This is a genomic window from Mesorhizobium japonicum MAFF 303099, assembly GCF_000009625.1.
In the GTDB taxonomy this organism is placed as follows: domain Bacteria; phylum Pseudomonadota; class Alphaproteobacteria; order Rhizobiales; family Rhizobiaceae; genus Mesorhizobium; species Mesorhizobium japonicum.
Window position 1 is genome coordinate 607,236 of record NC_002678.2, and the last position, 25,068, is coordinate 632,303.

Sequence of the window (25,068 nt, forward strand, 5' to 3'; positions counted from 1 at the left end):
GCCGGCCATTTTTGACAGCAACTTCACTGTAACTGCCTCGCGATGCAGCCCGGAAGCGATGCGTCAGTCGTCGCGATAGACTTTTTCGCGGCGCTCATGCCGTTCCTGCGCTTCGATCGACAAAGTGGCTATCGGACGGGCGTCGAGCCGTTTCAGCGCGATCGGCTCGCCGGTTTCCTCGCAATAGCCGTAAGTACCTTCGTCGATGCGCTGCAGCGCCGAATCGATCTTTGCGATGAGTTTGCGCTGACGGTCGCGGGCCCTGAGCTCGATGGCGCGGTCTGTTTCAGAAGAGGCGCGGTCGGCGAGGTCGGGATGGTTGGCGTTTTCCTGCTGCAGGATTTCGAGAGTTTCGCGCGCTTCGCGCAATATGTCATTTTTCCAGGTGACGAGCTTCAGGCGGAAGTAGGATTTCTGCCGTTCGTTCATGAACGGCTCGTCTTCGGAGGGTACGTAATCGGCGGTAACGATGTCGTTCATTCGACTCACCCAAACTGCCCCAATTTTGGCGCTTATATATTCGCCGCCCGACGCCTGCACAAGCGCAATCAGCCACCGACACACGCAATTGTTAAAGTGCCCCGGCGGCACCCCTTGGAGCGGGATGTCGCTGATTCGATGGAGAAAGTGCCGCAGACCTTCGCCACCCTGCCTCGTGCGTGATTCTTTGAACGGAAGAACAAGTGGCCATTGTGCGCGGCGCCCTTCTTGTGGCTAATCGTGCCGCGGCTTCGGCATCATCGGAGGTTGGGTGAGCAGGCTCTATCTGTTGCGGCACGCCAAGGCTGGCTGGGCGCTGCCCGGCATGCGCGATTTCGATCGACCGCTCGATGCAGCCGGCCGCGCCGATGCCGAGATAATGGGCGCTGCCATGCGCTCCCGCGGCTATGTCCCAGACCTGACATTGTGCTCCAACGCCCGGCGCGCCAAGGAAACACTCGAAGGGCTGGCCGGCCAGACCGACACCGGCAAGGTGTTGTTTTTCGACACGCTCTACAGCGAAGACGCGGCCGGCTATCTCCGCCTCATCCGTGAACATGGCGGGCCGGGTTCACTGCTGGTCATCGGCCACAATCCAATGACGGAGGATCTCGCCATGGCGGTCTCAGGCGATGGCGACGAGACGGCGCGTGCCATGCTCAACCATGGGTTCCCGACCTCGGGCCTGGCGGTCGTGCGTTTCCTGGACAATCTGGCGAAAGCAGGCCAGGACACGGGCTATCTCGAAGCGTTTCTCACACCTGCCGATCTCTAGGGCAGTTCGCCGGCGGCATTTCAAAGCCGGGTTCCAACCCCTATATCGGACGGACGCAAGCCCGAGAGATCACATTTTGGCATCATCGCTGACCACCTTCACCGACGAGGCAAGAATTGCCCTCGATACGCTGTCGGGACGCGCCACCGGGCTTTTTTCTCCGTCGCTGCGGCTGGGTGTTACGGGCCTTTCGCGCGCCGGCAAGACGGTGTTCATCTCCGCGCTGGTCCACAATCTGATCCATGGCGGACGCCTGCCGCTGTTCGAGGCGCAGAAATCCGGGCGTATCGCCCGCGCTTTCCTGGAAGAGCAGCCTGACGATGCCGTGCCGCGCTTCCAGTACGAGGACCATATCGCCGCATTGGTCAACGACCGTGCCTGGCCCGATTCCACGCGCGCCATTTCGGAACTGCGGCTGACCATCGAATACGAATCGGCCTCCGGCTGGAGCCGCATGTTCTCTTCGGGCAAATTGTCGGTCGACATCGTCGATTATCCCGGCGAATGGCTGCTCGACCTGCCGCTGCTCGGCAAATCCTTCGCCGATTTTTCACGCGAGGCCATGGAGATGGCCACTTTGCCGGTGCGCGAGGATCTGTCGCGGGCCTGGCGGGCGATCTCGGCGGAAATCGACCCGAATGGCGACGCCGACGAGATGACGGCGCGCCGCCTTGCCGAAAGCTTCGCCGCCTATCTCAAGGCCTGCAAGCTCGACGAGCGCGCGCTTTCGACCTTGCCGCCCGGCCGTTTCCTGATGCCTGGGGATCTGGAAGGCTCGCCGGCGCTGACCTTTGCCCCGCTGGCCGGCCTCGACAGGCGTCCGCGCCCGGGATCGCTGCACGCCATGATGGAGAGGCGCTACGAGGCCTACAAGACGCATGTCGTCAAACCCTTCTTCCGCGAACACATCACCCGTCTGGACCGCCAGATCGTCCTGATCGACGCCATGCAGGCGCTGAACGCCGGTCCCGGCGCCATGGCCGACCTCGAGCGCGCCGTGACCGAGATCCTCGGCTGTTTCCGCCCTGGCCGCGGCAGCTTCCTCACCGACCTGTTTTCGCGGCGCATCGATCGCATCCTGGTCGCCGCGACCAAGGCCGATCACCTGCACCACGAAAGCCATGACCGGTTGCAGGCGATCGTGCGGCGGCTGGCCGACCGCGCCGTGGCACGGGCGAACTTCACCGGCGCCGATGTCGACGTGGTCGCCATGGCGGCGGTGCGCGCGACCCGCGAAGGTACGGTCAAGCAAGGCCGTGAGACGTTGCCTGTCATCATCGGCACGCCGATCGCCGGCGAGAAGATCAACGGCGAAACGTTCGACGGAAAGACCGAAACTGCGATATTTCCCGGTGATTTACCGGAGAAGATTGATGCGGTGTTCGAGGTCTCCGAGCCCGACCACAGGCAGGATTCAACGGACCCGGCAATCCGCTTTGTCCGATTCCGCCCGCCAAAACTCGAACGCACGGCCGAAGGCGTCACGCTGTCTCTGCCGCATATCAGGCTCGACCGTGCCTTGCAGTTCCTGATCGGAGACCATCTGGCATGACCGCGCCCCGCAAACCGGCGGCCTTCCGCATCGAGCCGGAAGCCGCGCCAACACAAGAGACGCCAAAGGCGCGCCAGGCCGAGCTCTCGCGCAAACCTCGCGGGCTGAAGACCGATGTCGCTCTGGTCATACCGGCGGAAGTCGACGTCTTCGACGAACCCGACATCGTGGCCGCGGAACCGCCGCCGGCGGCCGCCCCCAGGAAACGCTCGCTGTTCGGCAGCATCTTCTTCGGCGCGATCGGCGTGCTGGTTTCGCTGGCTGTCGGCCTGTGGACCGACCAGCTGATCCGCGATCTCTTCGCCCGAGCCGAATGGCTGGGCTGGCTGGCCGCCGGCATGGCGGCGATCGCCGTATTGGCGCTTGTGGTGATCCTGATTCGGGAATTCCTGGCGATCGCCCGCCTTGCCGAAGTCGAAAAACTGCAAAAACGCGCGCTCGACGCCATCGCGCGCGACGATCCCAAGGCGGCACGATCGGTGGTCGACGAGCTTTCGGCTTTCGTCGCGGCCAAGCCAGAGACCGCGGCGGGTCGGCGTGCCCTGGCCGAACTGCGCGGCGAAATCATCGACGGCGGCAATCTGGTGCGCCTGGCTGAAGCGGAAATCCTCGGTCCCCTCGATGCCAGGGCCAAGGTGATGATTCTCGAAGCCGCCAAACGCGTCTCGCTGGTGACGGCTGTCAGCCCGCGCGCGCTGGTCGACGTCGCCTATGTCGTATTCGAGGCCGGACGCCTCATTCGCCGTCTCTCGGAACTCTATGGCGGACGCCCGGGAACGCTGGGTTTCTTCCGCCTGGCGCGCAGCGTGCTGGCGCATCTGGCAGTCACCGGCTCCATCGCCGTCGGCGACAGTTTCGTCCAGCAGATCGTCGGCCACGGCCTGGCGGCGCGCCTATCGGCTAAGCTTGGCGAAGGCGTCGTCAACGGCATGATGACGGCGCGCATCGGCATCGCGGCGATGGAAACCGCGCGTCCCCTGCCCTTCAGCGCCGCCAAACGGCCGGGCCTGGGCGATTTCCTCTCGGCATTGACATCGTTTGCCGCGAAGAAGGACACCGAAACCACAGGCTCTGGCAAATAGCGTCCTGTTCGTCCGGACGATGAGCGGATTGCCGTTTCAAGGCTTCGCAGTGACGAAGCATTAACCAATCTTCTTCATGGTCGAACCGGTTCCAAACAGCCTCTTTGTTGCCGGGTGTCGTCGATGAAAAGCGTAATTCTGTCCAGCGTCTTGCCCCTGGCCGTTGCAATCACAGCAGTCGTCGGCCTCGCCTCGCGGGCTTCCGCCGCAGAGCCGGACAAGCAGTTCTTCCAGTCGGCCGAAGGCAAATGGGTCGGCCCGGGCGAAATCGTCGCCGGCAAGTACAAGGGCACGAAATTCAACTGCAGCTTTACCGGCTCCACGCCGGACGGCACGATGGGCATGACACTGGATGGCGGCTGCCGGGTCGGCATGTTCACCCAGCCGATGTCGGCCAAGATCGAGCGCAAGGGCCGCGACTACAAGGGCTCTTTCATGGGTGGCTCTGCCGGTGCAGGCCTCGACATCATCGGCGGCAACGTCGTCGATGCCCGCAAGGTGGTCTTTACCATCAACCGCAATCAGTTGCGTGGCGTCATGCAAGCCCGCATTCCCGACGACAATTCGATGACCGTGACGGTTGCCGTGCGTGTCCAGGACCAGCTGGTGCCGGTCATCGGCATGAGCCTGAAGCGCGTCGATGCGGTCGAAGTCGGCTCCATCGCCCCGAACTGAGCGCGTTAGCGCCCCTGACACGTCCCCCCAAAGCAAAGAGGCGGCAGCCCATCGCCACCGCCTCCTTGAACCAGTCGAATCAGGCGCTTAGCCCTTGATGGCGGCCGTCACCTCGTCATACGCCTTGCAGGCGTCGGCGAGTGTCGTGGTGCCCTGGTACTTGGTTGTCACCGCCTGGACCTTGGCGGTCAGGTCAGCTGCCTTGGACGGATCCTTGGTGATCGCTTCCTGCAGCGCGGCGGCCATGTCCTGCGCTTTCTTGGTCGCGATCTCGGCCGTGCATTCCGGCGCCTTCGAGCAGGCCGAACCGGCAAGCACCGCCAGGCCGACGGCAACAAGCAAAAACTTCTTCATGTCAGTCATCTCCTCAAAAGGGCGCGACTTGATCGTCGCTCACCCTCCAATGGCCGAAGCCGAGCGTCCTTAGCCTTCGATTGTGGCAACAAGCAACGCGCGCATTGCGTAAACTTGTGTAACGCGCCTGCAATATTGTCCGGGCCAGATTCGAGCTGCTGTGGCAGCGGCGGCAAAGCTAGCCGCGCGGCTGTAGCAGCGCCAAGACGGCTGTCGATGCTGCAAGGATAGCAGTCACGGTCAAAGGCGCCGTAGGGCCATAGGTGTCCACAGCATAGCCGCCGACAACCGCGCCGATGGTGATGGCGACCTGAAAAGAGGCGACCATCAGGCTGCCCGCTGCTTCCAGCGCGTCCGGCGCTGCGCGAGACAAATTTGTCGGCAGCACCACCGGCGCCATGCCGAAGGCGAAGCCCCACAGCGTAGCGAAGCCAAAGGCAACGCCAATGTGCACGCCCCAGAGCACCAATGCCAGCGCCGCAAACGCCATCAATGCGGCGTTAACCACGAGAGCCACGTGGATATTGGCGTCGGCCATGCGGCCACCAGCAATATTGCCGATCACTGCGGCGATGCCAAATCCGAGCAACGCCAGGGCAATTGGCCCGGTTGCAAGGAGCGTCACATGTTCGAGGAAGGGGCGCACATAGACCGAGCCGGCAAAATGCCCCGTCATCAACAAAAGGATAGCAAGCATACCAAGTTGAATGCCACGCCGCCGTGTCAGCCGAAGGACGTCTGCAAGACTATTGCTTGCCGTTGCAGGCAAGGACGGCAGGCTAAGCAACTGCAGCAGCATGGCAAGCAAGGCCAACCCCGCTGTCATGGCCATGGCGCTGCGCCAACCCAGCCAGTCGCTGATCAACGCGCCCATCGACGGTGCGGCTATGGTTGCGAGCGAGACGCCGAGGGTGACGATAGCCATGCCCCGCCCAGTCGCATTGGCGCCAACCAGCCTCGCCACGACGGCGACCGAAAGCGCCCAGAAAGCGCTGAGAGCGATCCCCAGTCCGGCCCGACCCAGCAACAACAGCCAGAAATCGGTCGCCAGCGCCGCAAGAATGTTGGAACCAACGGCCAAGGCGCTGAGACCAACCAGCACTGCCTTGCGGTTTAATCGGCCGATGAGAACATTGCTCAACATGGCCGTCACGGCGCCGACAGAAGCTGTGGCGGTGACGACCTGCCCGGCCGTTCCTTCGCTGATGCCGAGATCGCGCGCCAGGGGCGTCAGCAGACCTGCCGGCAGAAATTCGGCTGACACCAGGGCAAAGCTGGTGGCGGCCAATGAAATGACCGCGAACCAGATGGTTGCGTCCCACGTGGCCGGCGCAGCCGCATCAACGTCTATCGCCGCATCTTCAAGCTGTAATGTCGTGTCTGTCACGGAAGTATCTCCAAAGTTTGGAGATCTTCATAGACGGGTTTCTTCGGATGATATGTGTCTCACAATCCGAAATTCATGTCCATTCGTCCGGGAATTGTGCGACGCACAACGCCAGGCGAGACATTGGTGATGCGCTTGAAGGCGCGAGCGAAGGACGCCTCGGAATCATAGCCCAAGCGAGCAGCAACCTCGGCCACCGACAAGCCGTTTTGCCCCAACAACTCGCGGGCAAGCTGCATGCGCAAACGGGCGAGATAGCGTGCAGCCCCCTCTCCCAATACAGCGCTGAAGCGCTCGGCGAAAATCGAGCGCGATTGGCCTGCCAGGCTGGCGAGGCTTTCGAGCGTCCAATTATGGCCGGGGTCTCTGTGCATGGCTGCCAGAGCGCGGCCAATATGGGGGTCGCGGATGGCAGCGAGCCAACCGGTGGTCGAAGCTCCCGTGCAATTGACCCAGCAGCGAATGAGCCGGGCCGTCAGCAAGTCCGCCATACGCGACAAGATGGTGGCGCTGCCCATCTGCGGTTGCGCGGCCTCCACGGTCATGGCCGTCAGCAGAGGACCAACGACCGGATCATTGCCGGCCACGTCGCAACCCTTGATGATGGGCGGCATCAGCGTGATCAATGGATTTAACGCACAGGCGCCCAAGGCCATTGAGCCGCAGAAAAGGGTGCTTGTCGCGCCCGTGCCTTCCCGTACGACTTCGCAGACGTTGCTCCCCAACTTGGTCACCCGGCAATCATCGAGCGAGCCGCCTGCAACGTCCGGCGCGCTGGCCAGCCGATGGGCGATGCCTTGCGGCAGCAGCGCCAGATCGCCATCGCGCAACTCCTGCCAGCCTTCCGCTTCGGTATGGATCCAGCATGGACCCTGACCGACAAAGTGAAAACGAAGCAGCGATTGTTGCGGAAATTCTATGCTCCAGGGATGTCGGAGCTCGCAGCGGCCATAATTGACGCCACTCAAGCGAAAGTCTTGTAGGATTTCGCTGAGCGCATCGATCGGAATATGCGGCGGCGGAGACGGCCGGGACGAATGGTCGGTCATCCTGTCGATATAGATACCAATCGTCCGGCAGGCAAGCGGAGACCGTGGTCCCGCCAGGGGAAACGCTTCGACGGCATCCTCCCCGTCCTGGCAGGCTCCCCGCCCTTGCCTCCCGCTCCAACTGCATGCAAGGAGTGCTGTCGGACATAGGGAGACACAGGGACAAGAGGCATGGCAGCGGAAACATCAGGCAGCGATCTCATTCAGGTGGTGGCGCTGCTTGCCGCTGGGGTCGTCGCCGTCCCCATCTTCAAGCGCATGGGCCTCGGCTCGATCCTGGGCTATCTGGCCGCCGGCGTGGTGATCGGCCCGTTTGGCCTTCGCATCTTTTCCGAATCGGGAGCCATCCTCCACGTCGCCGAGCTCGGCGTCGTCATGTTCCTGTTCATCATCGGGCTGGAAATGCAGCCGTCGCGGCTTTGGGGCCTACGCCGCGAAATCTTCGGGCTCGGTGCGCTGCAGGTCGGGGTCTGCGCGGTTCTGTTGACCGGCGTGGGAATGGCCGGCGGTTTTCCAGTCTCGCAATCCTTTGTCGCCGGGGCCGGTTTCGTGCTGACCTCGACGGCGATCGTCATGCAGCTTCTCGAGGAACGTGGCGAAATCGCCTCGCCGAAAGGCCAGCGCATCGTCTCCATCTTGCTGCTGGAAGATCTGGCCATCGTGCCGCTGCTGGCCCTGATCGCGTTCCTGGCGCCCGGTGGTGCCGACACCAGCATGTCGGAGCGGTTGACCGAGGTCGGCATCGGCCTTGCCGCGATCGTCGGGCTGGTGCTGGCGGGCCGCTATCTGCTCAACCCCTTCTTCCGCATCCTGGCGGATGCCCGAGCCCGCGAGGTGATGACGGCCGCGGCATTGCTGGTCGTGCTCGGATCGGCGCTCGCCATGCAGCTCAGCGGGCTGTCGATGGCGATGGGCGCGTTCCTGGCCGGCGTGCTTCTGTCCGAATCGACCTTCCGCCATCAGCTGGAAGCCGACATCGAGCCGTTCCGCGGCATCTTGCTCGGCCTGTTCTTCCTGGCGGTCGGCATGTCGCTCGACCTGCATGTGGTGGCCGCGAACTGGAGGCTGATCGCTGTCTATGTCGTCGCCTACATGGTCATGAAGGCTCTTGGCATCTACATCGTCGCCCGCATCCTCAAGACCGGCCATCGCGAAGCGCTGGAACGCGCCGTCTTCATGGCGCAGGGCGGCGAATTCGCCTTCGTCCTCTACTCCGCTGCCGCTGCCGTCGGCATCATCGACAACCAGGCCAACGCGACGCTGACGGCGATCGTCATCATTTCCATGGTGCTGACGCCACTGGCGATCATCGCCTTGCGCTATGTCACCCCGCGCGACGAGCAGTCGCTCGACGGGGTCGATGTCGCCGACGGCCTGACCGGCAGCGTGTTGATCATCGGTTTCGGCCGCTTCGGCCAGATCGCCAGCCAACCACTGCTGCTGCGCGGCATCGATGTGTCGATCATCGACAATGATGTCGAGATGATCCAGGCGGCGGCCGATTTCGGCTTCAAGGTCTATTATGGTGATGGCACGCGGCTGGATATCCTGCACGCGGCCGGAGCCGGCCGGGCGCGCGCCGTGCTGATCTGCGTCGACAAGGCCGATGCGGCCGTCCGTATTGTCCAGTTGATCAAGGCGGAATTTCCGCTGCTCACCGTGCTGGCCCGGGCTTTCGACCGCGGCACGGCGCTGCAGCTCATCCGCGCCGGCGTCGACTATCAGTTGCGCGAGACTTTCGAATCGGCACTGGTTTTCGGCGGCTCGGCCCTGGAATCGCTCGGCGTTGATCCCGAAGATGTGGCCGAGACGATCGAGGACGTCAGGCGCCGCGACACCGAACGTTTCGAAACCCAGCTCGCGGAAGGCATTCGCGCAGGCCAGCGCTTCCTGCGGGGCAATATCGGCACGCCGATTCCGACACCGCTCTCCACGCCGCGCCGTCCTGGTCAGGCCCTCAACGAGGAGACGGCCGGCGTTCTGCACAAATCCGAAACAGCCGACTGAACCAAGGAACCATGCATGGAACTGGACAGCGGAGCCCTGTCGGTCACCAAATTCTGGCGCGACGCCGGCGAGGATGCATGGTTCGAGAAGAACGACGCTTTCGATGGCGATTTTCGCGACCGCTTTCTCGACCTGCACTATGCCGCCGCGCGGCGTGAATGCGATGCCTGGTCGAACCATGCCGAAGGTTCGCTGGCGCTGATGATCCTGCTCGACCAGTTTCCGCGCAATTGCTTCCGCGGCACCGGCCATATGTATGCCACCGATCCGTTGGCGAAGCATTTCGCTGAAAAGGCGGTCGCTGCCGGGCATGATCTGGCGCTGGAACCGGAACTCCGCGTGTTCCTGTATTTGCCGTTCGAACATGCCGAAAACCTTGCCGACCAGGACATTTCGGTCGAACTGCACACCGCCAGGGCCGAGTTCAACCTGAAATACGCGCTGGAGCATCGCGACATCATCAAGCGCTTCGGCCGGTTTCCGCATCGCAACAGGATGCTTGGCCGCGAGACGACACCGCAAGAGCAGGCGTTTCTCGACGAAGGTGGGTTTTCGGGCTGATCGTTAGGTCAGCCACCAATCCCGGCCGGACGGCAACCGCTCGATTCCGGCGGCGTCGACGGCGCTGAGCCGCTCCGACACGCTTCGCCCGCCGACGGCAAGATCCGGCGCGATCTCGGCCAGCGGCGCCAGCACGAAGGCCCGCTCCAGCATGCGCGGATGCGGCACTTCCAGGCCCGTCTCGTGGATGACGCGGTCACCGAACACCAGGATGTCGATATCGATCAGGCGCGGCCCCCAGCGCTCCTCGCGCACCCGCTTCAGCTTCCGCTCGGCATCGAGGCAGAGGTCGAGCAGCGCCCGTGGCGAGAGCCGCGTCGACAGTTCGGCCGCGGCATTAAGGAAATCCGGCTGGTCGAGCTTGCCCCAAGGCGGCGTGCGGTAGAGCGACGAGACGGCGGTGACGCGCGTATCCGTATCGGCATCGAGAATGCGCAGCGCCGCCGCCATCGAGGCCGCCGGATCGCCCAGATTGCCGCCGAGGCTGAGGTAGACGGTGTTACTCGGGCCAGACAACGGTCACCTCGACATAATCGAGCACGCCAGGCACCGGTGCGTTTGGCTTGCGCACGGTGATTTCGGCCCTCCTGATCTGGGGAAACCGCTCCGTCAGCGCCTTTGCCACTTCCATGGCGAGGGCCTCGATCAGGAAGCGCCGTTCGCCGGTGATGATCTTTTCGATCACCGTGAAGGCAATGCCGTAGTTGACGGTTTCCTCGATCGCGTCGTCGACAAGCGCGCGCCCGGGTTCGACCGACAACACTGCATCGACATAGAAACGCTGGCCGAGCGCCTCCTCTTCGTCGAGGACGCCATGCCGGGCAAAGAAGGCGCAGTTCTTCAGGCGGATGACATACATGGCTCAGCGTTCCGATGCGGCAGTTTCACGCGCCAGCATAGCATCCGCCATGGCCAGAGCGTCCACGTTGATTGCGACATCGTGGACGCGAAACAGATGCGCGCCCTTGAGCCTGAGAATGACGCTGGTCGCCGCCGTTCCGGGGGCCCGGTCGGCCGCGTCGCGGCCAGTGACGGTGCCGATGAAGCGTTTTCGCGAAGTGCCTGCCATCAGCGGAAAGCCAAGCGCATGGAGCTCGGAAAACCGCGCCATCAGGTCGAGATTTTCCTCAGCCGTCTCCTTGGCGAAGCCGAAACCGGGATCGAGCACGATGCGATCGTCCGCAATGCCGTTGCGGCGGGCGATCTCCAGTGATCTTTCCAGGAAAGCAAACTGGTCGGCGATCACGTCGGGCAGTTTCTTTCGATCCCGTCCGGTGTGCATGATGATGAGCCCGGCTCCGGTTTCGGCGGCGACCCGCGCGATATCGGGCTCGCGCTGCAGGCCCCAGACATCGTTGACGATATGCGCGCCGGCAGCCACGGCCAGCCGCGCGGTGTCGGCACGATAGGTATCGACCGAAATCAGCACGTCACCGGAGCGCGCCAGCGCCTCGATCACCGGCAGGACACGCGCCTGTTCCTCGCTGGCCGAGATGGCGGCGGCACCCGGCCGTGTCGATTCTCCACCGACATCGATGATCCCTGCCCCTTCCCCGATCATGCGCCGCGCCTGGGCCAGCGCCGCTTCGGGCGCGTCGAACAGGCCGCCGTCGGAAAAGCTGTCGGGGGTGACGTTGAGAATGCCGACGACCACGGCCTTGCCGCCAAGGTCGAGATGACGTCCATGCGCCAGCTGCCATCGCCTCGCCGTCATTGCTCGTCAACCATGGGCTCATCAACGATGTGTGATCCGCAAAGGATCAATTCCGTTGCGCCGGCAACGGCCGTAAAGCAAGGTGGGTAAAGAGGCAATATGATGAAACGATCCCTGCTTTGCGCGCTGCTGCTCGCCGCCACCGCTGTTCCGGCGGGAGCGGCCAATCTGGTGAAGACATACAGCTATTTTTCGATCGGCGGCAGCACGCTCGAAGACATCGAGAAGCAGCTCTCCAAACATGGGCCGCAGGTCAAAAGCACGGGCTCGCGCCACCCCGGCGCCACCCAGATGGCCTTCACCACCCGCATTAGCTACGCCAGGCAGGCTGGCTCCTGCCGGATCGCTGACGCCGCCGTGACCGTCAAGGTCAAGGTGATCCTTCCCGAATGGCGCCGCCCGCGCAAGGCGGAACCCGAGGTGAAGCTGTTCTGGGACACGCTGGCCGCCGACATCAAGCGCCATGAAGAACGCCATGTCGAGATCGCCAAGAACTATGGCCGCGAGCTGGAAAACGCGCTGAAGGCGACCTATCCGCGGACGGATTGCGGTACGGCCAAGGCCAAGGCGGCTGAGATCACCGCCGCCGTTCTCGCCAGGCACGACCGCGCCCAGGTGCAGTTCGATCGCGTCGAAAGCGTCAATTTCGAAAGCCGTATCCTGCGGCTCATGCGCTACCGCATCCAGCGCATCGAGAACGGCCAGTTGCCGCCACCGCCCTGAATTTTGTCGGCGCACGCAATAGCGTCGATGCAAGCCAACCGGGCCGAAGCCTAGTGCCAGCGTCGAAAATTCTCGAACGGCAGTCGAAATCGGCCTAAACGGAACGACATATCACGGGTTGGCAAGCCGCGACCCTCAAGGCACGAGCACCACGACGGATTGCGCGGCGAACGCACCAGGCGAGCCCAATCGTGACCCGGATCGCGCGCAAAGCACATGGACAAGATCATGGACCAGGCTGTCGACAAGCAGACCATGGCGGCTGCCGCCACGCCGCTGACCGAAAGCGAGAAGAACGCCATCATCGGCGGCGTTCTTCTGTCGATGCTGTTGGCGGCGCTTGACCAGACCATCATCGCACCCGCAATGCCGACCATCGCGCGGGCGCTCGGCCACGCCGAGTATCTGCCCTGGATGGTCACCGGCTATCTCCTGACCGCGACCGCCGTGGCGCCGCTCTACGGCAAGATTTCCGACGTCTATGGCCGCCGCCCGACCATTTACGCGGCGATCCTCATCTTCCTCGTCGGATCGCTGGTCAGCGCCATGGCCCCCAACATGTTCGTGCTGGTGATAGGGCGCGCGATCCAGGGTGCCGGCGGCGGCGGCCTGTTTGCGCTGGCGCAAACCGTGATCGGCGACCTCGTGCCGCCGCGCGAACGCGCACGTTACGCGGCCTGGGTCTCGGGCACCTGGGCCGTCGCCAGTATTGCCGGGCCACTGCTGGGCGGCACCTTTGCCGAGCACCTGCACTGGTCGCTGATCTTCTGGATCAACATTCCGCTTGGGCTTTTGGCCATGGCGATCATCAACAAGCCGCTGAAGAAGCTGCCGATCGCGGCCAAACATCACCGCATCGACGGGTTGGGCGCCCTGCTTCTGGTTATCGCCACGGCACTTCTGCTTCTGGCGCTCAACTGGGGCGGGAGCACCTATGCGTGGTTTTCGCGCGAAATTGTCGGGCTCGTGGCCGGTTCGGCCGTGTTCTGGGCCCTGTTCGCAATAAGGCTGATGGGGGCGACCGAGCCGTTGATCTCGCTCGAAGTGCTGGGCAACCCGATCGTGCTCGCCGGTGCGCTATCGATGTTCCTGCTGCAGGCGGCGAATATCGGCGCTTCGGTCTACCTGCCGGTCTATCTGCAAACCGTGATCGGGCTTTCCGTCAGCGAATCGGGAATGGCCATGCTCGGCCTTTTGCTCGGCACGGTCGCCGGTGCTGCTACAAGCGGCCGCCTGATCCCTCGCTTCGTGCACTACAAGCGCATCGCCATGATCGGCATCACCTTGGCCATTGTCAGCATCGGCTTGCTCAGTGCCATTGCCGGACACGCCTCGCTGCTCGAGGTCGAGATCCTGACCACCCTGATCGGCCTGGGCAGCGGAACGACATTCCCGGTCGCGACCGTCTCCGTCCAGAACGCCGTCGATCGAACTCATCTCGGGGTTGCGACCGGCGTGCTGACCTTCCTGCGTACGCTGGGTGGCGCGCTGGGCGTCGCCCTGCTCGGCGCGGTCGCGATCGGCTATGGCCTGCCGCTCTCCGCCGAGGGCTCGCAGACACATATCCAGCTGACCTCAGCCCTGCCGTTCGTAATGATCTTCATCACCGCCGGCATCACCCTGGTGCTGGCGCTTGTCGCCATGATGCTGATGCCGGAAAAGGCGCTGCGCGGACGCGACGAGGTGGCCGCGCCCGTCCTCGCGGAATAGAAGCGCTTCTTTACCCCACCACGCCGAGCTTCTTCTGCAGGCTGGTCGACGAGGTCGTATACTGGAACACGATCCGCTCGCCGGGGCTGACGATGCGCTTGGCGGCCTGTGCCATAAGCGCCACCTCATGAAAACCCGACAGGATCAGCTTCAGCTTGCCCGGATACGAGTTGATGTCGCCGACCGCGAAAATGCCGGGCACCGATGTCTGGAACTTCTCGGTGTCGACCGGGATCAGGTTCTCGTGGAGATTGAGCCCCCACTCCGCGATCGGCCCGAGCTTCATCGTCAGGCCGAAGAAGGGCAGCATGCGCGTGCATGGCACTTCGATATCGCCGTCCGGACCGCCTTTGATGGTGGCCGAGGACAATTGGCCATCGGCGCCGGTCAAACCGGTCACCTGGCCGACCCTGAATTCCAGCTGCTTCATCTCCTGCATGGCATACATCTTGTTGACGCTGTCGGGCGCCGCGCGGAACTCAGGGCGCCGGTGGACCAGCGTTACGCTCTTGGCCACTGGCTGCAGGTTCAATGTCCAGTCGAGCGCCGAGTCGCCGCCGCCGACAATGACAAGGTCGTGGCCGCGAAAATCCTCCATCCGGCGCACCGAATAGAAGACGCTCTTGCCCTCATAGGGCTCGATACCCGGGATCGGCGGGCGTTTGGGCTGGAACGAGCCGCCGCCGGCGGCGATCACCACCACCTTGGCCTCGAACACCTCGTTCTCGTCCGTGGTGACGCGAAAGCTCCCGTCTTCCAGCTTTTCGAGACTGGAGACCATGCGGTTGTAGGTGAAGTCGGGCTTGAACGGATGGATCTGCTCGAGCAGCTTGTCGACCAGCCCTTGCGCTGAAATCGAGGGCCAGCCGGGAATGTCGTAGATCGGCTTTTCCGGATAGAGTTCCGCGCATTGGCCGCCGGGTTTGTCGAGGATATCGATCAGGTGGCATTTCATGTCGAACAGGCCGAGCTCGAACACGGCGAACAAGCCGACTGGCCCTGCCCCGACAATGAGAACGTCCGTACTGATGATCCCGGTCATGCGCCATGCCTCGTTGCTCGATTGGCAGTGAGACTGCATGACCACCGGCCCGCTGCCAAGCGGCAGCGGGAAAAATCCGCTTTTCAGCCCTGGCGCTCGGGCACCCGCACCACCAGGCCGTCGAGCGCGTCGCGTACCTTGATCTGGCAGGACAGCCGCGAGTTCGGCTGGACGTCGTAGGCGAAGTCCAGCATGTCTTCTTCCATCGCCTCCGGCTCGCCCACTTCCGCCGTCCAGGCTTCGTCGACATAGACATGGCAGGTGGCGCAGGCGCAGGCGCCGCCGCATTCCGCCTCGATCCCCGGCACGGCGTTGCGGATAGCGTTTTCCATGACCGTCGAGCCGTTTTCGGCATCCACGTCGAATTGTGTGCCGTCATGGGCGATGAAGGTCAGCTTGGTCATTTGTCACCTGAAGGGAGTTTCCGCCGAGATAATCACTCCGGCAGACAAGTCAACTGCCGCGCGAAAGCGCCGCTCGGTGACGTTTTTCCAAAAAACCGGGTCAGCGATTGATGGCGGCGATGAAATCGCGCACTTCGTCGATCAGTTTGCCGAGCCGATTGAGGGTCTGGCCGTCTTCCGGCTGCCGCTCGATCTCGGTGGCACAATCGGCGATGGCAAAGGCGCCGACGCCGCGAGCGGACCCCTTCAACCCATGCGCCAGCAGAAGCCGGTCCTTGAGATCGGCATCGACTATTTTGTCGCGTACCGACAGCGCCTGCTGTACAAACAGCGCCAGCACCTCTTGCTCGAGGGCGCGGTCGCCCATCGTCTGCCGGGCAAGGTGTGCCAAATCGACCGGTCGGGACTGCCTGGTTCCCGAGACGTCGCCTCCGGGCATTGAGAAGGCAATGCCGCTTTCGCCACGCATGAACTCGAACTCCGTTTCTTAGGCCGCCTGAAAAACTAGGCGAATCCAATGGACAACGGGTTAATGGATGGCCCGGAAAAATGTTGCGAAAACGGCGCCCGGATCACGGTTCCGTTAACCTTATATTTAAAGTTTTACGTATCCCGCGGAATGCATGTTTTCTTTACCCCCCTGTGTCATTACGATACGAGGGTCCATTTTCAGCCTCCTGCGCGGGGGCACGACAAAGACAATTATAAGCCCCGCGGCAGCTAGTACAGGGTAGCGAAGGCATGGCAAAGAAACCAACGACGACCACGAGAAATCTCGATAGCGACGTGGCCAGAGAACTGGAAAAAGCGCTCGATCTCGACCTCAGCGGCGACATCGGCAGCGGCGATCTCGATATCGCGGCTTCGATGGAAGATCTGGAAGCGCAGATATCCCAGGCCGCCGACGAGCTGGCACGCGAGGGACGCGACCAGAGGCCGGCACTCGCCGCCAATCAGGCCGCCCCCATTGCCAATCAGGCGGCGAATCCCGCGCCGAAGGCCAAGCCTGCCGAACTGCGCCCCGTGGAGACGCGCAATGGCAACGGTACGCAGCCCACGGGGTTTGCGCCGGCCAATGACGATCGCCAGAAGGATTACAAGACCCTCCTGCACAGCCTCAACAGGCGCGCCTCCAACACCGTCTACTGGATCGTTGCCTTTGTCTCGCTCGCCTGGATCGCGGGCGCCGGCGGGCTCGCCAACCTGCTGTTTGGACCGAGCATCTGGAGGATCGGCACTCTCGATCAGTTCCTCGCCCGTCCCGAGCTGATTGGCCTCGCCGTAGCGGCGATCGTGCCGATCATCCTGTTCTGGGCCTTCGCGGCCATGATTCGCCGCGCCCAGGACATGCGCATTGCCGCCCAGTCGATGACGGAAGTGGCCTTCCGCCTGACAGAGCCAGAAAACATGGCGCAGGATCGCGTCATGATGATCGGCCAGGCCGTTCGCCGCGAGGTGGCCGCCATGGGCGAAGGCATCGAACGTACGCTGGCCCGCGCCGTGGAGTTGGAAACGCTGGTCCACAGCGAAGTCAACCAGATCGAGCGCTCCTATTCGGAAAACGAAACCCGCATCCGTTCGCTCGTCGACGGGCTCGGCAGCGAGCGCGAGGCGGTCGTCACCCATGCCGAGCGCGTCCGCGCCTCGATCGCCGGCGCGCATGAGACGCTCAGGGATGAAATCGGCGCCGCCAGCGACATCATCCGCGACTCCATCCTCAATGCGTCGACCAAGCTGTCGATGACGATCACCAATTCCGGCGACACGCTTATCGACCGCATCAATGAAAGCTCGATGTCGATCTTCGATTCGGTCGAAGGCCGGCTCGACACCATCACCGACAAGTTGTCGACCTCCGGCGAGGCCTTCGCCAGCCTGCTTGACACGCGCATCGCCAAGCTGACGGACACGACGGACGGCCTGACCCGGTCGCTGACCGATCTGCTCGACGATCGCACCACCGGCATGGTTTCGCTTCTCGGCGGCGCCGCGCGCACCCTCAATTCGGAATTCGAAGCCAGCCTCAACGGCATCGAGCGCACGCTGGCCGAACGCGGCCAGGCGCTGATCAGCGAATTCCAGACCCGCGCCGAGGCGCTGGACACCGGCACGCAGAAGCTCAACGCCGCGCTCGAGGCCCGCGCCCGCCAGATCAACGAGACGCTGGTCGAGCGCGCCCGCGAAATCGCCCACACCTTCGCCGAGAGCAAGGACACGCTGGCCGCGATGATCGATCAGGGCAAGACCCAGATCGGCGCCGATATGGCAGACATCGTCACCTCGACATCGAGCATGCTGGAGGCCCGCGCCAGCGACTTTGCCGGTCGCATGGAAGCGGCGCGTCATGTAGTCTCGCGTTCCTTCGACAGCGACATCCAGCGGCTCGCCGACGCCCGTGTCGGCATTGAGGAAGCCGTCGAAAACCACAGCCGCAAGCTGTCCGAAAGCCGCGACCGCATGGCGGCCGCCATGCAGGCGGACCTGGAGAAATTCGCCGAAAGCCGCGACGGCATCGATGCCGCGGTGACCAACCAGGTGCAGAAGCTGGCCGAAGGCCGCAGCCTGATCGCGCGCGCCCTCGAAGAGGATTTGCGCAAGGTCAACGAATCGCGCGCCGCAATCGACGCGTCGCTCGGCAGCCACCTCGAAAGGCTGGAAGAAGGCCGCAACCGGCTTTCGCTGGCTCTCAACGAAGACTCCGGAAAACTCGTGCAAGCGCGTACGATCATTGATGAAATGGTCGCCGGTCATGTTGGAAAACTCGCCGAGGGCCGCAACATCCTGTCGCGCGCCCTGGAAGCCGACCTCGGCAAACTGTCCGACAGCCGCGCCAGCATTGACGGACTGGTTGCCGGTCAGGTCGAGAAGATCGCCGAAGGCCGTGCGGTGCTCGCCAAGGCCTTGGAAAATGATATTGCCGGCATCAAGAGCCTGATCGAGGTGCATTCGGCAAAGCTCGTGGAAGACCGTAGCCAACTCGGCCGTTCGCTCGAGGACGATCTATCTGGCATTAGGGGCTTGCTTGACGATCACTCGGTCAAGCTCGCCAACGACCGCAGCCTGCTGTCGCAGACGCTGGAAGCCGACCTAGCCAAGCTGGCCGAAAGCCGCTCGAGCATTGACGGCCTCGTCGCCGGTCAGGTCGAGAAGCTGGCCGAGGGCCGCGACATTCTCAAGCGCGCGCTGGAATCGGACCTCAGCACCATCAAGGGTGTCATATCGAGTCAGTCGGAAAGGCTGGCGGAGGATCGCGGACAGCTTTCGCGGGTCCTCGAAGCCGACTTGCAGAATGTGAACAGCGTCATCGCCGACCACATGAACAGGCTCGTTCAGGATCGTTCGACTTTGTCGAAGGCTCTCGAGGACGACCTCGCCAAGCTGGCCGACAGCCGCTCCAGCATCGACGGGCTGGTCGCTGGTCAGGTCGAGAAGCTGGCCGAAGGCCGCGACATTCTCAAGCGCGCCCTCGAAGCCGACCTCAACACCATCAAGAACACCGTTGCCGACCAGTCGCAGAAGCTGGTCGACGACCGCGCCCAGTTCGCCAGGGCGCTCGAAGCCGATCTCGAAAGTGTCAACAGCCTCGTCAACAGCCATTCCGAGCGGCTCGTCCAGGATCGTTCGACCCTGTCGAAGGCGCTGGAAGTCGACCTCGACAACGTCAACGGCCTGATCAACAGCCATGCCGAGCGACTCGTCCAGGACCGTTCGACGCTGTCGAAGGCGCTGGAAGCCGACCTCGAAAGCGTCAGCGGCCTGGTCAACAGCCATGCCGACAGGCTTGTCCAGGAACGCTCGACCCTGTCCAGGGCGCTCGAGGACGATCTTGCCAAGCTGGCCGAAAGCCGTTCGAGCATCGACGGCCTGGTCGCCGGCCAGGTGGAGAAACTGGCCGAAGGCCGCGACGTTCTCAGGCGCGCCCTCGAAGCCGATCTCGCCAAGCTCGCCGAAAGCCGCTCCAGCATCGACGGTCTGGTCGCCGGCCAGGTGGAAAAACTGGCCGAAGGCCGCGACATTCTCAAGCGCGCCCTCGAGGCCGACCTGCAGAAGCTGAGCGAAAGCCGCGGCGATATCGATGGCGTCATCGCCGGCCATGTCGGCAAGCTGGCCGAAGGCCGCAACATGCTGAGCCGCGCGCTGGAAGACGATCTCGGCAAGCTCGCCGAGACCCGCAAGGACGTCGACCGCTCGCTGTCCGGTCATATCGACCAGATCGCTGCCAGGAGCACCGACATTTCGGCCGCGATCGCCGCCGATGTGGAAAAGATCGAGCAGGCGTTCAGCCGTCAGACCGGGATCATCGAGGAACGTGCCGGAACCATGGAGCGCGCGCTCTCGACCGGCGTCGACAATGTCCGCAGCGTGCTCGAAAAGAGCGCGGTCTTCGTCGCCGGCGCCTTGCGCGAAAAGGTCCTGGAAGTCACCAGCACGCTGCATGAGCAGGCCGGTGCGGCCTTCAGCGACGCCGATCGCAAGATCGCCGAGCGCGCCGAACAGACCTCCGCAGCGCTTTTGGCACGAGCCGAGGACATCGCCCGCACCTTCGAGGAAGCCGATCGCCGCCTCCACGCCCGCGCCGAAGATACGTCCAACGCCCTGCTCGCCCGTGCCGACGACACCTCCAGCTCGCTGCTGGCGCGTGCCCACGAAACCGCCGATCAGCTGGCCGCCCGTGCCGGCGAGATCGCCGGCAGCTTCGAGCTGGCGGACCAGAAGCTCGCCGCCCGCGCCCAGGACACCGCTGACCAGCTGGCCGCCCGCGCAAGCGAGATTGCAGGCACGTTCGACGCAGCCGACCAGAAACTGGTCGCCCGCGCCATCGAGACGGCGCAGTCGCTGGCCGCCCGCGCCGGCGACATCCTGCGCAACTTCGAGAGCGCCGACCAGCGGCTCGGCATGCGCATCGGCGAATCGGCCGAGGCGCTCGCCGCCCGCGCAACCGACCTTGGCCGCATCTTCGATGCCGCCGATCAGCAACTGGTCTCGCGCATTGCCGAAGGCTCGGATGCTCTGTCCAACCGTGCGTCCGAGATCGGCCGCATCTTCGACGAGGCCGACCAGCGCCTGGTCTCGCGCATCGCCGACAGCTCTTCGACGATCGGCGAGCACGCGCAGAGCATCGTCGGAGCTTTCGCCAGCACCGAGCAGAAGGTCGCCGACCGTGCGCGCCAGACCGGCCAGGAACTGGCCGTGCACGCCCGCGAAATCGAGCAGGCACTTGCCGGCGCCGACGAGCGTCTTGCGTCGACCGCGGCGGCCGCGGCCGCCCGTGTCGAGGAGCAGATCGCCAGCGTCGAGAACCGCCTCGCCCACACCACCGAAACAATGGGCCAGAGGCTCAACGAGCAGGTGTCTAGCGCCGAGGCGCAACTCGTTTCGCGCGCCAATGTGATCGCCGAGACCTTCACTGCTGTTGGCCAGCATATCGGCCAGAGCACCAACGACGCCGCCAAGACGATCGGCGCCAACACCCGCGAACTCAACACCATGCTCGCGGCGCGGTCGGCCGAAATGTCGAAGATCCTCGACGAAACCGCGCGGCCTTTGGTCGAGCGCTTCGCCCAGGGCGGCTCGGAACTGCAAAAGAGCATGGAAGAGGTCACCGAACGCGCCACCGAGAAGCTGCGCAGCGAAAATGCCGCCCTGGTCAACGCGCTCGCCAACCGCACCGCCGAGACTTTGTCGGCGGTCGAAGGCGCCCGCTCGTCTCTGTCCGACAGCGTTGCCGATCTCATCGGCCGCATGACCAAGTCCAGCTCGCAGCTCGGCCAGCTGATCGAGCAGGCCGCGGTCAATCTCGGCCAGGTCGACGAACGCCTGACCGGCAGCACGCAGAGCTTCGCTGCTACAACCGAAAAGGCGGCGCAGACCTTTGCCAGCTCGGCGCGTCTGGTCGATTCGAACACGACAAGGCTGACGGAACTGTCATCGTCGACCTTGCGCGAAGTGGCCTCGATCGCCACCAAGTTCGACGAGCACAGCCGCCTGCTGGCCAGCGCCTCGGACCTGTTGAGCTCGGCCCAGAGCAACCTCGAGCACACGCTGGAAAGGCAGTCGTCGCTGGAAGACCTCGCCGTCGGCCTGGTCAAGAAGTCGGAAGATCTCGAAAGGGTCATGCGCTCGTTCGAGAACCTCGTCGGCCAGACGCTGCAGAACGCCGAAGGCAAGACGATGGAGTCGGCCGACAAGATCCGCAATGCCATCACCGACGTGGTCGATTCGGCAACCAAGCGCTTCGCCGACGCCACCGATGAGATGCGGCGCACCGCGAGCTCGATCAAGAGCGAACTCGACCTCACCCGCGCCGAGCTCAAGAAAGGCGTCATCGAGATGCCGGAAGAGGCGAAGGAATCGACCTCTGCCATCCGCCGCGCCGTTTCCGAGCAGATCAACGCGCTGAAGGAGCTTTCGGACATCGTTGCGAAGTCCGGTCGCGGCGGCGGCGATACCTCGGAGCCACGCAATCTGCGCCCGGCTCCGCAAGCCCAGGCGGCACGTCCGGCCGAGCCGCCGCGTCGGCCGCCGGCTCCGCAGCCGGAGCTTCGCACGCCTCAGCCGCCGTTGGGCGGCACCGCACTGCGCGGCACGCTCGATCTCGAGCGTCCGGCAGAGCCGCGCCAGCGTCCCGAAGCCGGCGCCCGCACGCCGCAGGGCGGCTGGGTGCGCGACCTCCTGACCGCGGCGTCGAACGATGCGGATCTCCGGCCGGCAACCCCACCCTCGCCGCCTGCGGAAGCGCCGCGCGCGGCCCCTGCCCAGCGCTCGCCGCTGCATGTCGTGGAATCGCTGAACTCGCTGTCCGTCGACATCGCACGGGCTATCGACCACGATGCTTCGATCGAGTTGTGGAACCGCTATCGGCGTGGCGAACGGGATGTGTTCACGCGCCGGCTCTACACGCTAAAGGGCCAGCAGACATTCGACGAAATCCGCCGCAAGTATCAGGGCGAGGCCGAATTCCGCGCCGCCGTCGACCGTTACTGCGACGACTTCGAGAAGCTGCTCAAGGATGTCTCGCGCAACGACCGCGACAACATCATGGCGCAGACCTACCTGACGTCGGACACCGGCAAGGTCTACACGATGCTGGCCCACGCCAGCGGGCGGTTGCACTAAGGCCGCGCCGACGGAGAAAAGCAAAGGCGGGCCGGGGCCCGCCTTTTTCATTTTATCCAGACAACCAGACTGATGATGCAAGACGGATCAGATACCCCGTCTGTCGGCGCCGCCCCTCATCCGCCTGCCGGCACCTTCTCCCCGTATAGTGACAGGGAGAAGGGAGATGGCCGCGTCGCCGACGCCTATTCTGCAACGTTGGAGATTGGCGAAACCGTCAATGACAGCGTCTTTCTCCCCGTCACCATACGGGGAGTTGAGGAGCGGACGAAAAGCCAATTGCTTGGCTTTTCGAGTGACGAACGCCCGGCAGGGCAATGAGGGGCGGCGCTGAGGTCTCAGAAAGCCTCTTGGAGATCGCTCAGATCACCGAATCCGTCCAGCGAACGATCTGTTTGGCGGCATCGCCGAAGGCACTGTCGAGCGCTTTGATGTAGGCTGGATTGCCGCTGCCCGAAACAGGCGCGGACGCGGTGAAGCTCTTGGAAGCGCGCACCTCGCCGTTGCGATCGTTGAGCAGGCGCACGAACAGGTCGACCTCGGCATGTTCGCCGCCGTCGACACTCACTTCGAAGGAACGAATCTCGACGATCACCTGGTAGTCGATCGCCAGGCCCTCGCCCGGCTTGCCGACGCCGGCAAAGCTGCCGGAGCGCTGGAAGGTCTCCGCCAGCCGCGCCTGCACGATCAGCGGCAGGCGGTCGGCCCATTGCGCGCCCTTGAGATACTGGATCGAGCGGTCGGAGGGTTTGATGACGATGTTCTGGCTGTCCAGCGCCTTGAGCGCCGAGGGCTGGGCGATCAGGATTTGCTTGCGGCTATGGCCATGGGCGTCAACCGACGGCGCCGAAAGCTCGAATGTGTCGAGCGGCGCAGGCTTGCCACCCAGTACCGCACAGCCGGCAAGCGATAGCGCAAGCAGCGCCGCAGCCGGTGTCAATCCACCCGTTTTCATCCACACCGACTTCACGCGCGATCCCCGTTGTCCCCGGATCGTAAGATCAACCCGCATCCGCAGCTCATGTTCTTGGGGCGAGCAGGCGCCGAAGTCAACGCCGCGCCCTGCCATCGAATTGCCGAACCTCGCCGTCGCCACCCGAAAGAATGCGTTGCGGATTGCGGCTGAGATCCGTGACCGCTTCCTCGATGCGGGTGATCGAGCGGCGGCTGTCCTGCACCAGCGCCTCGACATTCGAAAGGCCCTGGCCCGAGAAGCGCGCCAGATTGTCGGTGATGACGCCAAGCCGCGCGTTCAGCGTATCGGCAACCTGCTTGAACGACTTCAGCGTATCCCGGGCGTCGGCCATCAGGCCATCAGCCTGCCCCGAGCCGAGCAAGGTATCGACCCTGGCGAGGATGCCGTCGACGCGCACCGAGGCATCGTTGAGCCGCTGCGCCAATTGCTTGGCGTCCTTGATCGTCTGGTCGATATCGTCGGCCCGGTTGGCGAACTTTTCGGTCACCACCGCGATGTCGGCAGCGGCCTTGTTGGCGTTTTCACTGGCCTTCTGGATATTGGCCAGAGCCGCACGCACCTGCGCCGGATCGACACCGTCGAGCACCCCGTCGACCTTGGCCAGCGTGCCTTGTGTTTGCTTGGCGAAATCATTGACGGATCCGACCGCCGTGTCGACATTCTTGATCACGCCGTCGAGCTGTTGCGATGTCTGCTTGAGGTTCGCGGTCACCGTATCGACATTGGCGACGATGCTCTTGATCTTGTCCCTGTCGACGGCATTGAGCAGGCCTTCCGCCGCCTTCAGCGTCCCGTCGAGTTTGCCGGACACGCCCTTCAGTTCTTCGGACAGCGCGCTGACGCTGGACAGGAACTTGTCGATGCCGTCGGAATTCTTGGCCAGCGCATCGGAGAATGTCTGCACGTTCTGGACAGTCTGCGTCAGCGGTCCGCGAACATCCCTGGTGAAGCCCTCGAGTTCGCTCAGCACCTTGTCGGCGCGGCTGAAGATGTTCTGCGCCGTCTGCAGCAGATTGGTCACGGCGGAAGGGTTGGCGACGATCTCGGCAACCTTGCCTTCCTTCTCCGCCTGATCGAGGAGTTTCACTTCCTTGGGGTCGGCGCCCTTGAGCTCGATATTGGCCTGCCCGGTGAGGCCGGCAAGCCCGATATCGGCCTGCGTCGACTTGGTGATCGGCGTCAGCCGGTCGATTTCGGTGTCGGCGATGGCGACAGTCGGATTGTCGACGTCGATATAGACGCGCTTGACGTCACCGACCTTGACGCCGTTGAACAGCACGAAGCTGCCGCGGCCGAGGCCGGAAGCCGAACCAGGGATACGCACGCGCAACAGCGTCGTCTCGCCCCTGTCACCGATCGCCGCCGTCCAATAGACGAAGCCGAACGCCGCCAGGATCGCAACCAGCGTAAAGATGCCGACAATGACGTAGTTGGCTCTGGTTTCCATTGCTTCACTTATGG

The 25,068-nt window shown here is 63.7% G+C and carries 21 protein-coding genes; 9 read left to right on the plus strand and 12 right to left on the minus strand.

Annotation, left to right across the window (positions count from 1 at the left end; genetic code table 11):
• Positions 1-63: 63 nt before the first annotated feature.
• On the minus strand, positions 64-480 hold the full coding sequence (gene dksA / locus MAFF_RS04220) for an RNA polymerase-binding protein DksA (protein WP_010909647.1): 417 nt from the start codon (positions 478-480) through the stop codon (positions 64-66).
• A gap of 271 nt (positions 481-751) precedes the next feature.
• Here dksA and MAFF_RS04225 point away from each other — a divergent pair, with 271 nt between their 5' ends.
• From MAFF_RS04225 to MAFF_RS04240, 4 genes are all read left to right on the plus strand, one after another.
• Positions 752-1,255: a SixA phosphatase family protein gene (locus MAFF_RS04225; RefSeq protein ID WP_010909648.1), complete on the plus strand. Its 504-nt coding sequence runs from the start codon at positions 752-754 to the stop codon at positions 1,253-1,255.
• Between the two features lie 76 nt (positions 1,256-1,331).
• Positions 1,332-2,807 (plus strand): YcjX family protein, encoded by a 1,476-nt coding sequence (locus MAFF_RS04230; protein ID WP_010909649.1) that lies wholly within the window; start codon positions 1,332-1,334, stop codon positions 2,805-2,807.
• The gene (locus tag MAFF_RS04235) at positions 2,804-3,889 is read left to right on the plus strand and encodes a YcjF family protein (protein ID WP_010909650.1); all 1,086 of its coding nucleotides are present in this window, start codon (positions 2,804-2,806) and stop codon (positions 3,887-3,889) included. The genes MAFF_RS04230 and MAFF_RS04235 overlap by 4 nt, the downstream gene beginning before the upstream one ends.
• 123 nt (positions 3,890-4,012) lie before the next feature.
• Positions 4,013-4,564, plus strand: coding sequence for a hypothetical protein (locus MAFF_RS04240; protein WP_044547690.1), 552 nt, complete (start codon positions 4,013-4,015; stop codon positions 4,562-4,564).
• An 87-nt stretch (positions 4,565-4,651) separates the two neighbouring features.
• On the opposite strand, the gene MAFF_RS04245 is transcribed toward MAFF_RS04240, so the two are convergent.
• From MAFF_RS04245 to MAFF_RS04255, 3 genes are all read right to left on the minus strand, one after another.
• Positions 4,652-4,918, minus strand: coding sequence for a hypothetical protein (locus MAFF_RS04245; RefSeq protein WP_019858327.1), 267 nt, complete (start codon positions 4,916-4,918; stop codon positions 4,652-4,654).
• A 178-nt stretch (positions 4,919-5,096) separates the two neighbouring features.
• On the minus strand, positions 5,097-6,305 hold the full coding sequence (locus MAFF_RS04250; protein ID WP_010909653.1) for an MFS transporter: 1,209 nt from the start codon (positions 6,303-6,305) through the stop codon (positions 5,097-5,099).
• A 59-nt stretch (positions 6,306-6,364) separates the two neighbouring features.
• Entirely contained in the window at positions 6,365-7,354 is a 990-nt protein-coding gene (locus tag MAFF_RS04255) for an AraC family transcriptional regulator (RefSeq protein WP_010909654.1), read from the minus strand.
• A gap of 171 nt (positions 7,355-7,525) precedes the next feature.
• Between MAFF_RS04255 and MAFF_RS04260 the strand changes: the two genes are divergently transcribed.
• Positions 7,526-9,361 carry a monovalent cation:proton antiporter-2 (CPA2) family protein gene (locus MAFF_RS04260; protein ID WP_010909655.1) on the plus strand — a complete coding sequence of 612 codons (1,836 nt, stop codon included), beginning with the start codon at positions 7,526-7,528 and terminating at the stop codon, positions 9,359-9,361.
• A 15-nt stretch (positions 9,362-9,376) separates the two neighbouring features.
• Positions 9,377-9,922 carry a DUF924 family protein gene (locus MAFF_RS04265; protein ID WP_010909656.1) on the plus strand — a complete coding sequence of 182 codons (546 nt, stop codon included), beginning with the start codon at positions 9,377-9,379 and terminating at the stop codon, positions 9,920-9,922.
• 3 nt (positions 9,923-9,925) lie between these two features.
• Here MAFF_RS04265 and folK read toward each other — a convergent pair whose 3' ends face one another.
• From folK to folP, 3 genes are read right to left on the minus strand one after another with little or no spacing between them, the layout of a single operon-like run.
• A complete protein-coding gene (folK, locus tag MAFF_RS04270) occupies positions 9,926-10,438 on the minus strand; it encodes a 2-amino-4-hydroxy-6-hydroxymethyldihydropteridine diphosphokinase (RefSeq protein WP_010909657.1) in 513 nt (170 codons plus the stop codon).
• Positions 10,422-10,781, minus strand: coding sequence for a dihydroneopterin aldolase (gene folB / locus MAFF_RS04275; protein WP_010909658.1), 360 nt, complete (start codon positions 10,779-10,781; stop codon positions 10,422-10,424). The genes folK and folB overlap by 17 nt, the downstream gene beginning before the upstream one ends.
• A gap of 3 nt (positions 10,782-10,784) precedes the next feature.
• Positions 10,785-11,636: a dihydropteroate synthase gene (gene folP / locus MAFF_RS04280; protein WP_010909659.1), complete on the minus strand. Its 852-nt coding sequence runs from the start codon at positions 11,634-11,636 to the stop codon at positions 10,785-10,787.
• Between the two features lie 99 nt (positions 11,637-11,735).
• Here folP and MAFF_RS04285 point away from each other — a divergent pair, with 99 nt between their 5' ends.
• Together MAFF_RS04285 and MAFF_RS04290 are read left to right on the plus strand one after the other, a co-directional pair.
• The gene (locus MAFF_RS04285) at positions 11,736-12,359 is read left to right on the plus strand and encodes a DUF922 domain-containing Zn-dependent protease (protein WP_010909660.1); all 624 of its coding nucleotides are present in this window, start codon (positions 11,736-11,738) and stop codon (positions 12,357-12,359) included.
• Positions 12,360-12,587: 228 nt separating this feature from the next.
• Positions 12,588-14,069 (plus strand): MDR family MFS transporter, encoded by a 1,482-nt coding sequence (locus MAFF_RS04290; protein ID WP_044550497.1) that lies wholly within the window; start codon positions 12,588-12,590, stop codon positions 14,067-14,069.
• Between the two features lie 10 nt (positions 14,070-14,079).
• Here MAFF_RS04290 and MAFF_RS04295 read toward each other — a convergent pair whose 3' ends face one another.
• The 3 genes from MAFF_RS04295 to MAFF_RS04305 all read right to left on the minus strand — a co-directional run bounded on the left by MAFF_RS04295 (position 14,080) and on the right by MAFF_RS04305 (position 15,984).
• Positions 14,080-15,111, minus strand: a complete 1,032-nt coding sequence (locus MAFF_RS04295; RefSeq protein WP_010909662.1) for an NAD(P)/FAD-dependent oxidoreductase — start codon at positions 15,109-15,111, stop codon at positions 14,080-14,082.
• 83 nt (positions 15,112-15,194) lie between these two features.
• On the minus strand, positions 15,195-15,515 hold the full coding sequence (locus MAFF_RS04300; protein WP_010909663.1) for a 2Fe-2S iron-sulfur cluster-binding protein: 321 nt from the start codon (positions 15,513-15,515) through the stop codon (positions 15,195-15,197).
• Between the two features lie 100 nt (positions 15,516-15,615).
• Positions 15,616-15,984 carry an Hpt domain-containing protein gene (locus tag MAFF_RS04305; protein WP_044547694.1) on the minus strand — a complete coding sequence of 123 codons (369 nt, stop codon included), beginning with the start codon at positions 15,982-15,984 and terminating at the stop codon, positions 15,616-15,618.
• A 272-nt stretch (positions 15,985-16,256) separates the two neighbouring features.
• Between MAFF_RS04305 and MAFF_RS04310 the strand changes: the two genes are divergently transcribed.
• Entirely contained in the window at positions 16,257-22,631 is a 6,375-nt protein-coding gene (locus MAFF_RS04310; protein WP_010909665.1) for a kinesin, read from the plus strand.
• 361 nt (positions 22,632-22,992) lie between these two features.
• Here MAFF_RS04310 and MAFF_RS04320 read toward each other — a convergent pair whose 3' ends face one another.
• Both MAFF_RS04320 and MAFF_RS04325 read right to left on the minus strand, forming a co-directional pair.
• Positions 22,993-23,643 (minus strand): ABC-type transport auxiliary lipoprotein family protein, encoded by a 651-nt coding sequence (locus tag MAFF_RS04320; RefSeq protein WP_244420715.1) that lies wholly within the window; start codon positions 23,641-23,643, stop codon positions 22,993-22,995.
• Positions 23,644-23,680: 37 nt separating this feature from the next.
• On the minus strand, positions 23,681-25,054 hold the full coding sequence (locus tag MAFF_RS04325) for an MCE family protein (protein ID WP_010909667.1): 1,374 nt from the start codon (positions 25,052-25,054) through the stop codon (positions 23,681-23,683).
• Between the last annotated feature and the right edge of the window lie 14 nt (positions 25,055-25,068).

Coding starts and splice junctions, on each gene's coding strand:
- dksA (WP_010909647.1), bottom strand. CDS start 480: ATGAACGACATCGTTACCGCCGATTACGTACCCTCCGAAGACGAGCCG.
- MAFF_RS04290 (WP_044550497.1), top strand. CDS start 12,588: ATGGACCAGGCTGTCGACAAGCAGACCATGGCGGCTGCCGCCACGCCG.
- MAFF_RS04245 (WP_019858327.1), bottom strand. CDS start 4,918: ATGAAGAAGTTTTTGCTTGTTGCCGTCGGCCTGGCGGTGCTTGCCGGT.
- MAFF_RS04320 (WP_244420715.1), bottom strand. CDS start 23,643: ATGCGGGTTGATCTTACGATCCGGGGACAACGGGGATCGCGCGTGAAG.
- MAFF_RS04260 (WP_010909655.1), top strand. CDS start 7,526: ATGGCAGCGGAAACATCAGGCAGCGATCTCATTCAGGTGGTGGCGCTG.
- MAFF_RS04255 (WP_010909654.1), bottom strand. CDS start 7,354: ATGACCGACCATTCGTCCCGGCCGTCTCCGCCGCCGCATATTCCGATC.
- MAFF_RS04310 (WP_010909665.1), top strand. CDS start 16,257: ATGGCAAAGAAACCAACGACGACCACGAGAAATCTCGATAGCGACGTG.
- MAFF_RS04325 (WP_010909667.1), bottom strand. CDS start 25,054: ATGGAAACCAGAGCCAACTACGTCATTGTCGGCATCTTTACGCTGGTT.
- MAFF_RS04240 (WP_044547690.1), top strand. CDS start 4,013: ATGAAAAGCGTAATTCTGTCCAGCGTCTTGCCCCTGGCCGTTGCAATC.
- folB (WP_010909658.1), bottom strand. CDS start 10,781: ATGTATGTCATCCGCCTGAAGAACTGCGCCTTCTTTGCCCGGCATGGC.
- MAFF_RS04295 (WP_010909662.1), bottom strand. CDS start 15,111: ATGACCGGGATCATCAGTACGGACGTTCTCATTGTCGGGGCAGGGCCA.
- MAFF_RS04300 (WP_010909663.1), bottom strand. CDS start 15,515: ATGACCAAGCTGACCTTCATCGCCCATGACGGCACACAATTCGACGTG.
- MAFF_RS04235 (WP_010909650.1), top strand. CDS start 2,804: ATGACCGCGCCCCGCAAACCGGCGGCCTTCCGCATCGAGCCGGAAGCC.
- folP (WP_010909659.1), bottom strand. CDS start 11,636: ATGACGGCGAGGCGATGGCAGCTGGCGCATGGACGTCATCTCGACCTT.
- MAFF_RS04265 (WP_010909656.1), top strand. CDS start 9,377: ATGGAACTGGACAGCGGAGCCCTGTCGGTCACCAAATTCTGGCGCGAC.
- MAFF_RS04305 (WP_044547694.1), bottom strand. CDS start 15,984: ATGCGTGGCGAAAGCGGCATTGCCTTCTCAATGCCCGGAGGCGACGTC.
- MAFF_RS04285 (WP_010909660.1), top strand. CDS start 11,736: ATGATGAAACGATCCCTGCTTTGCGCGCTGCTGCTCGCCGCCACCGCT.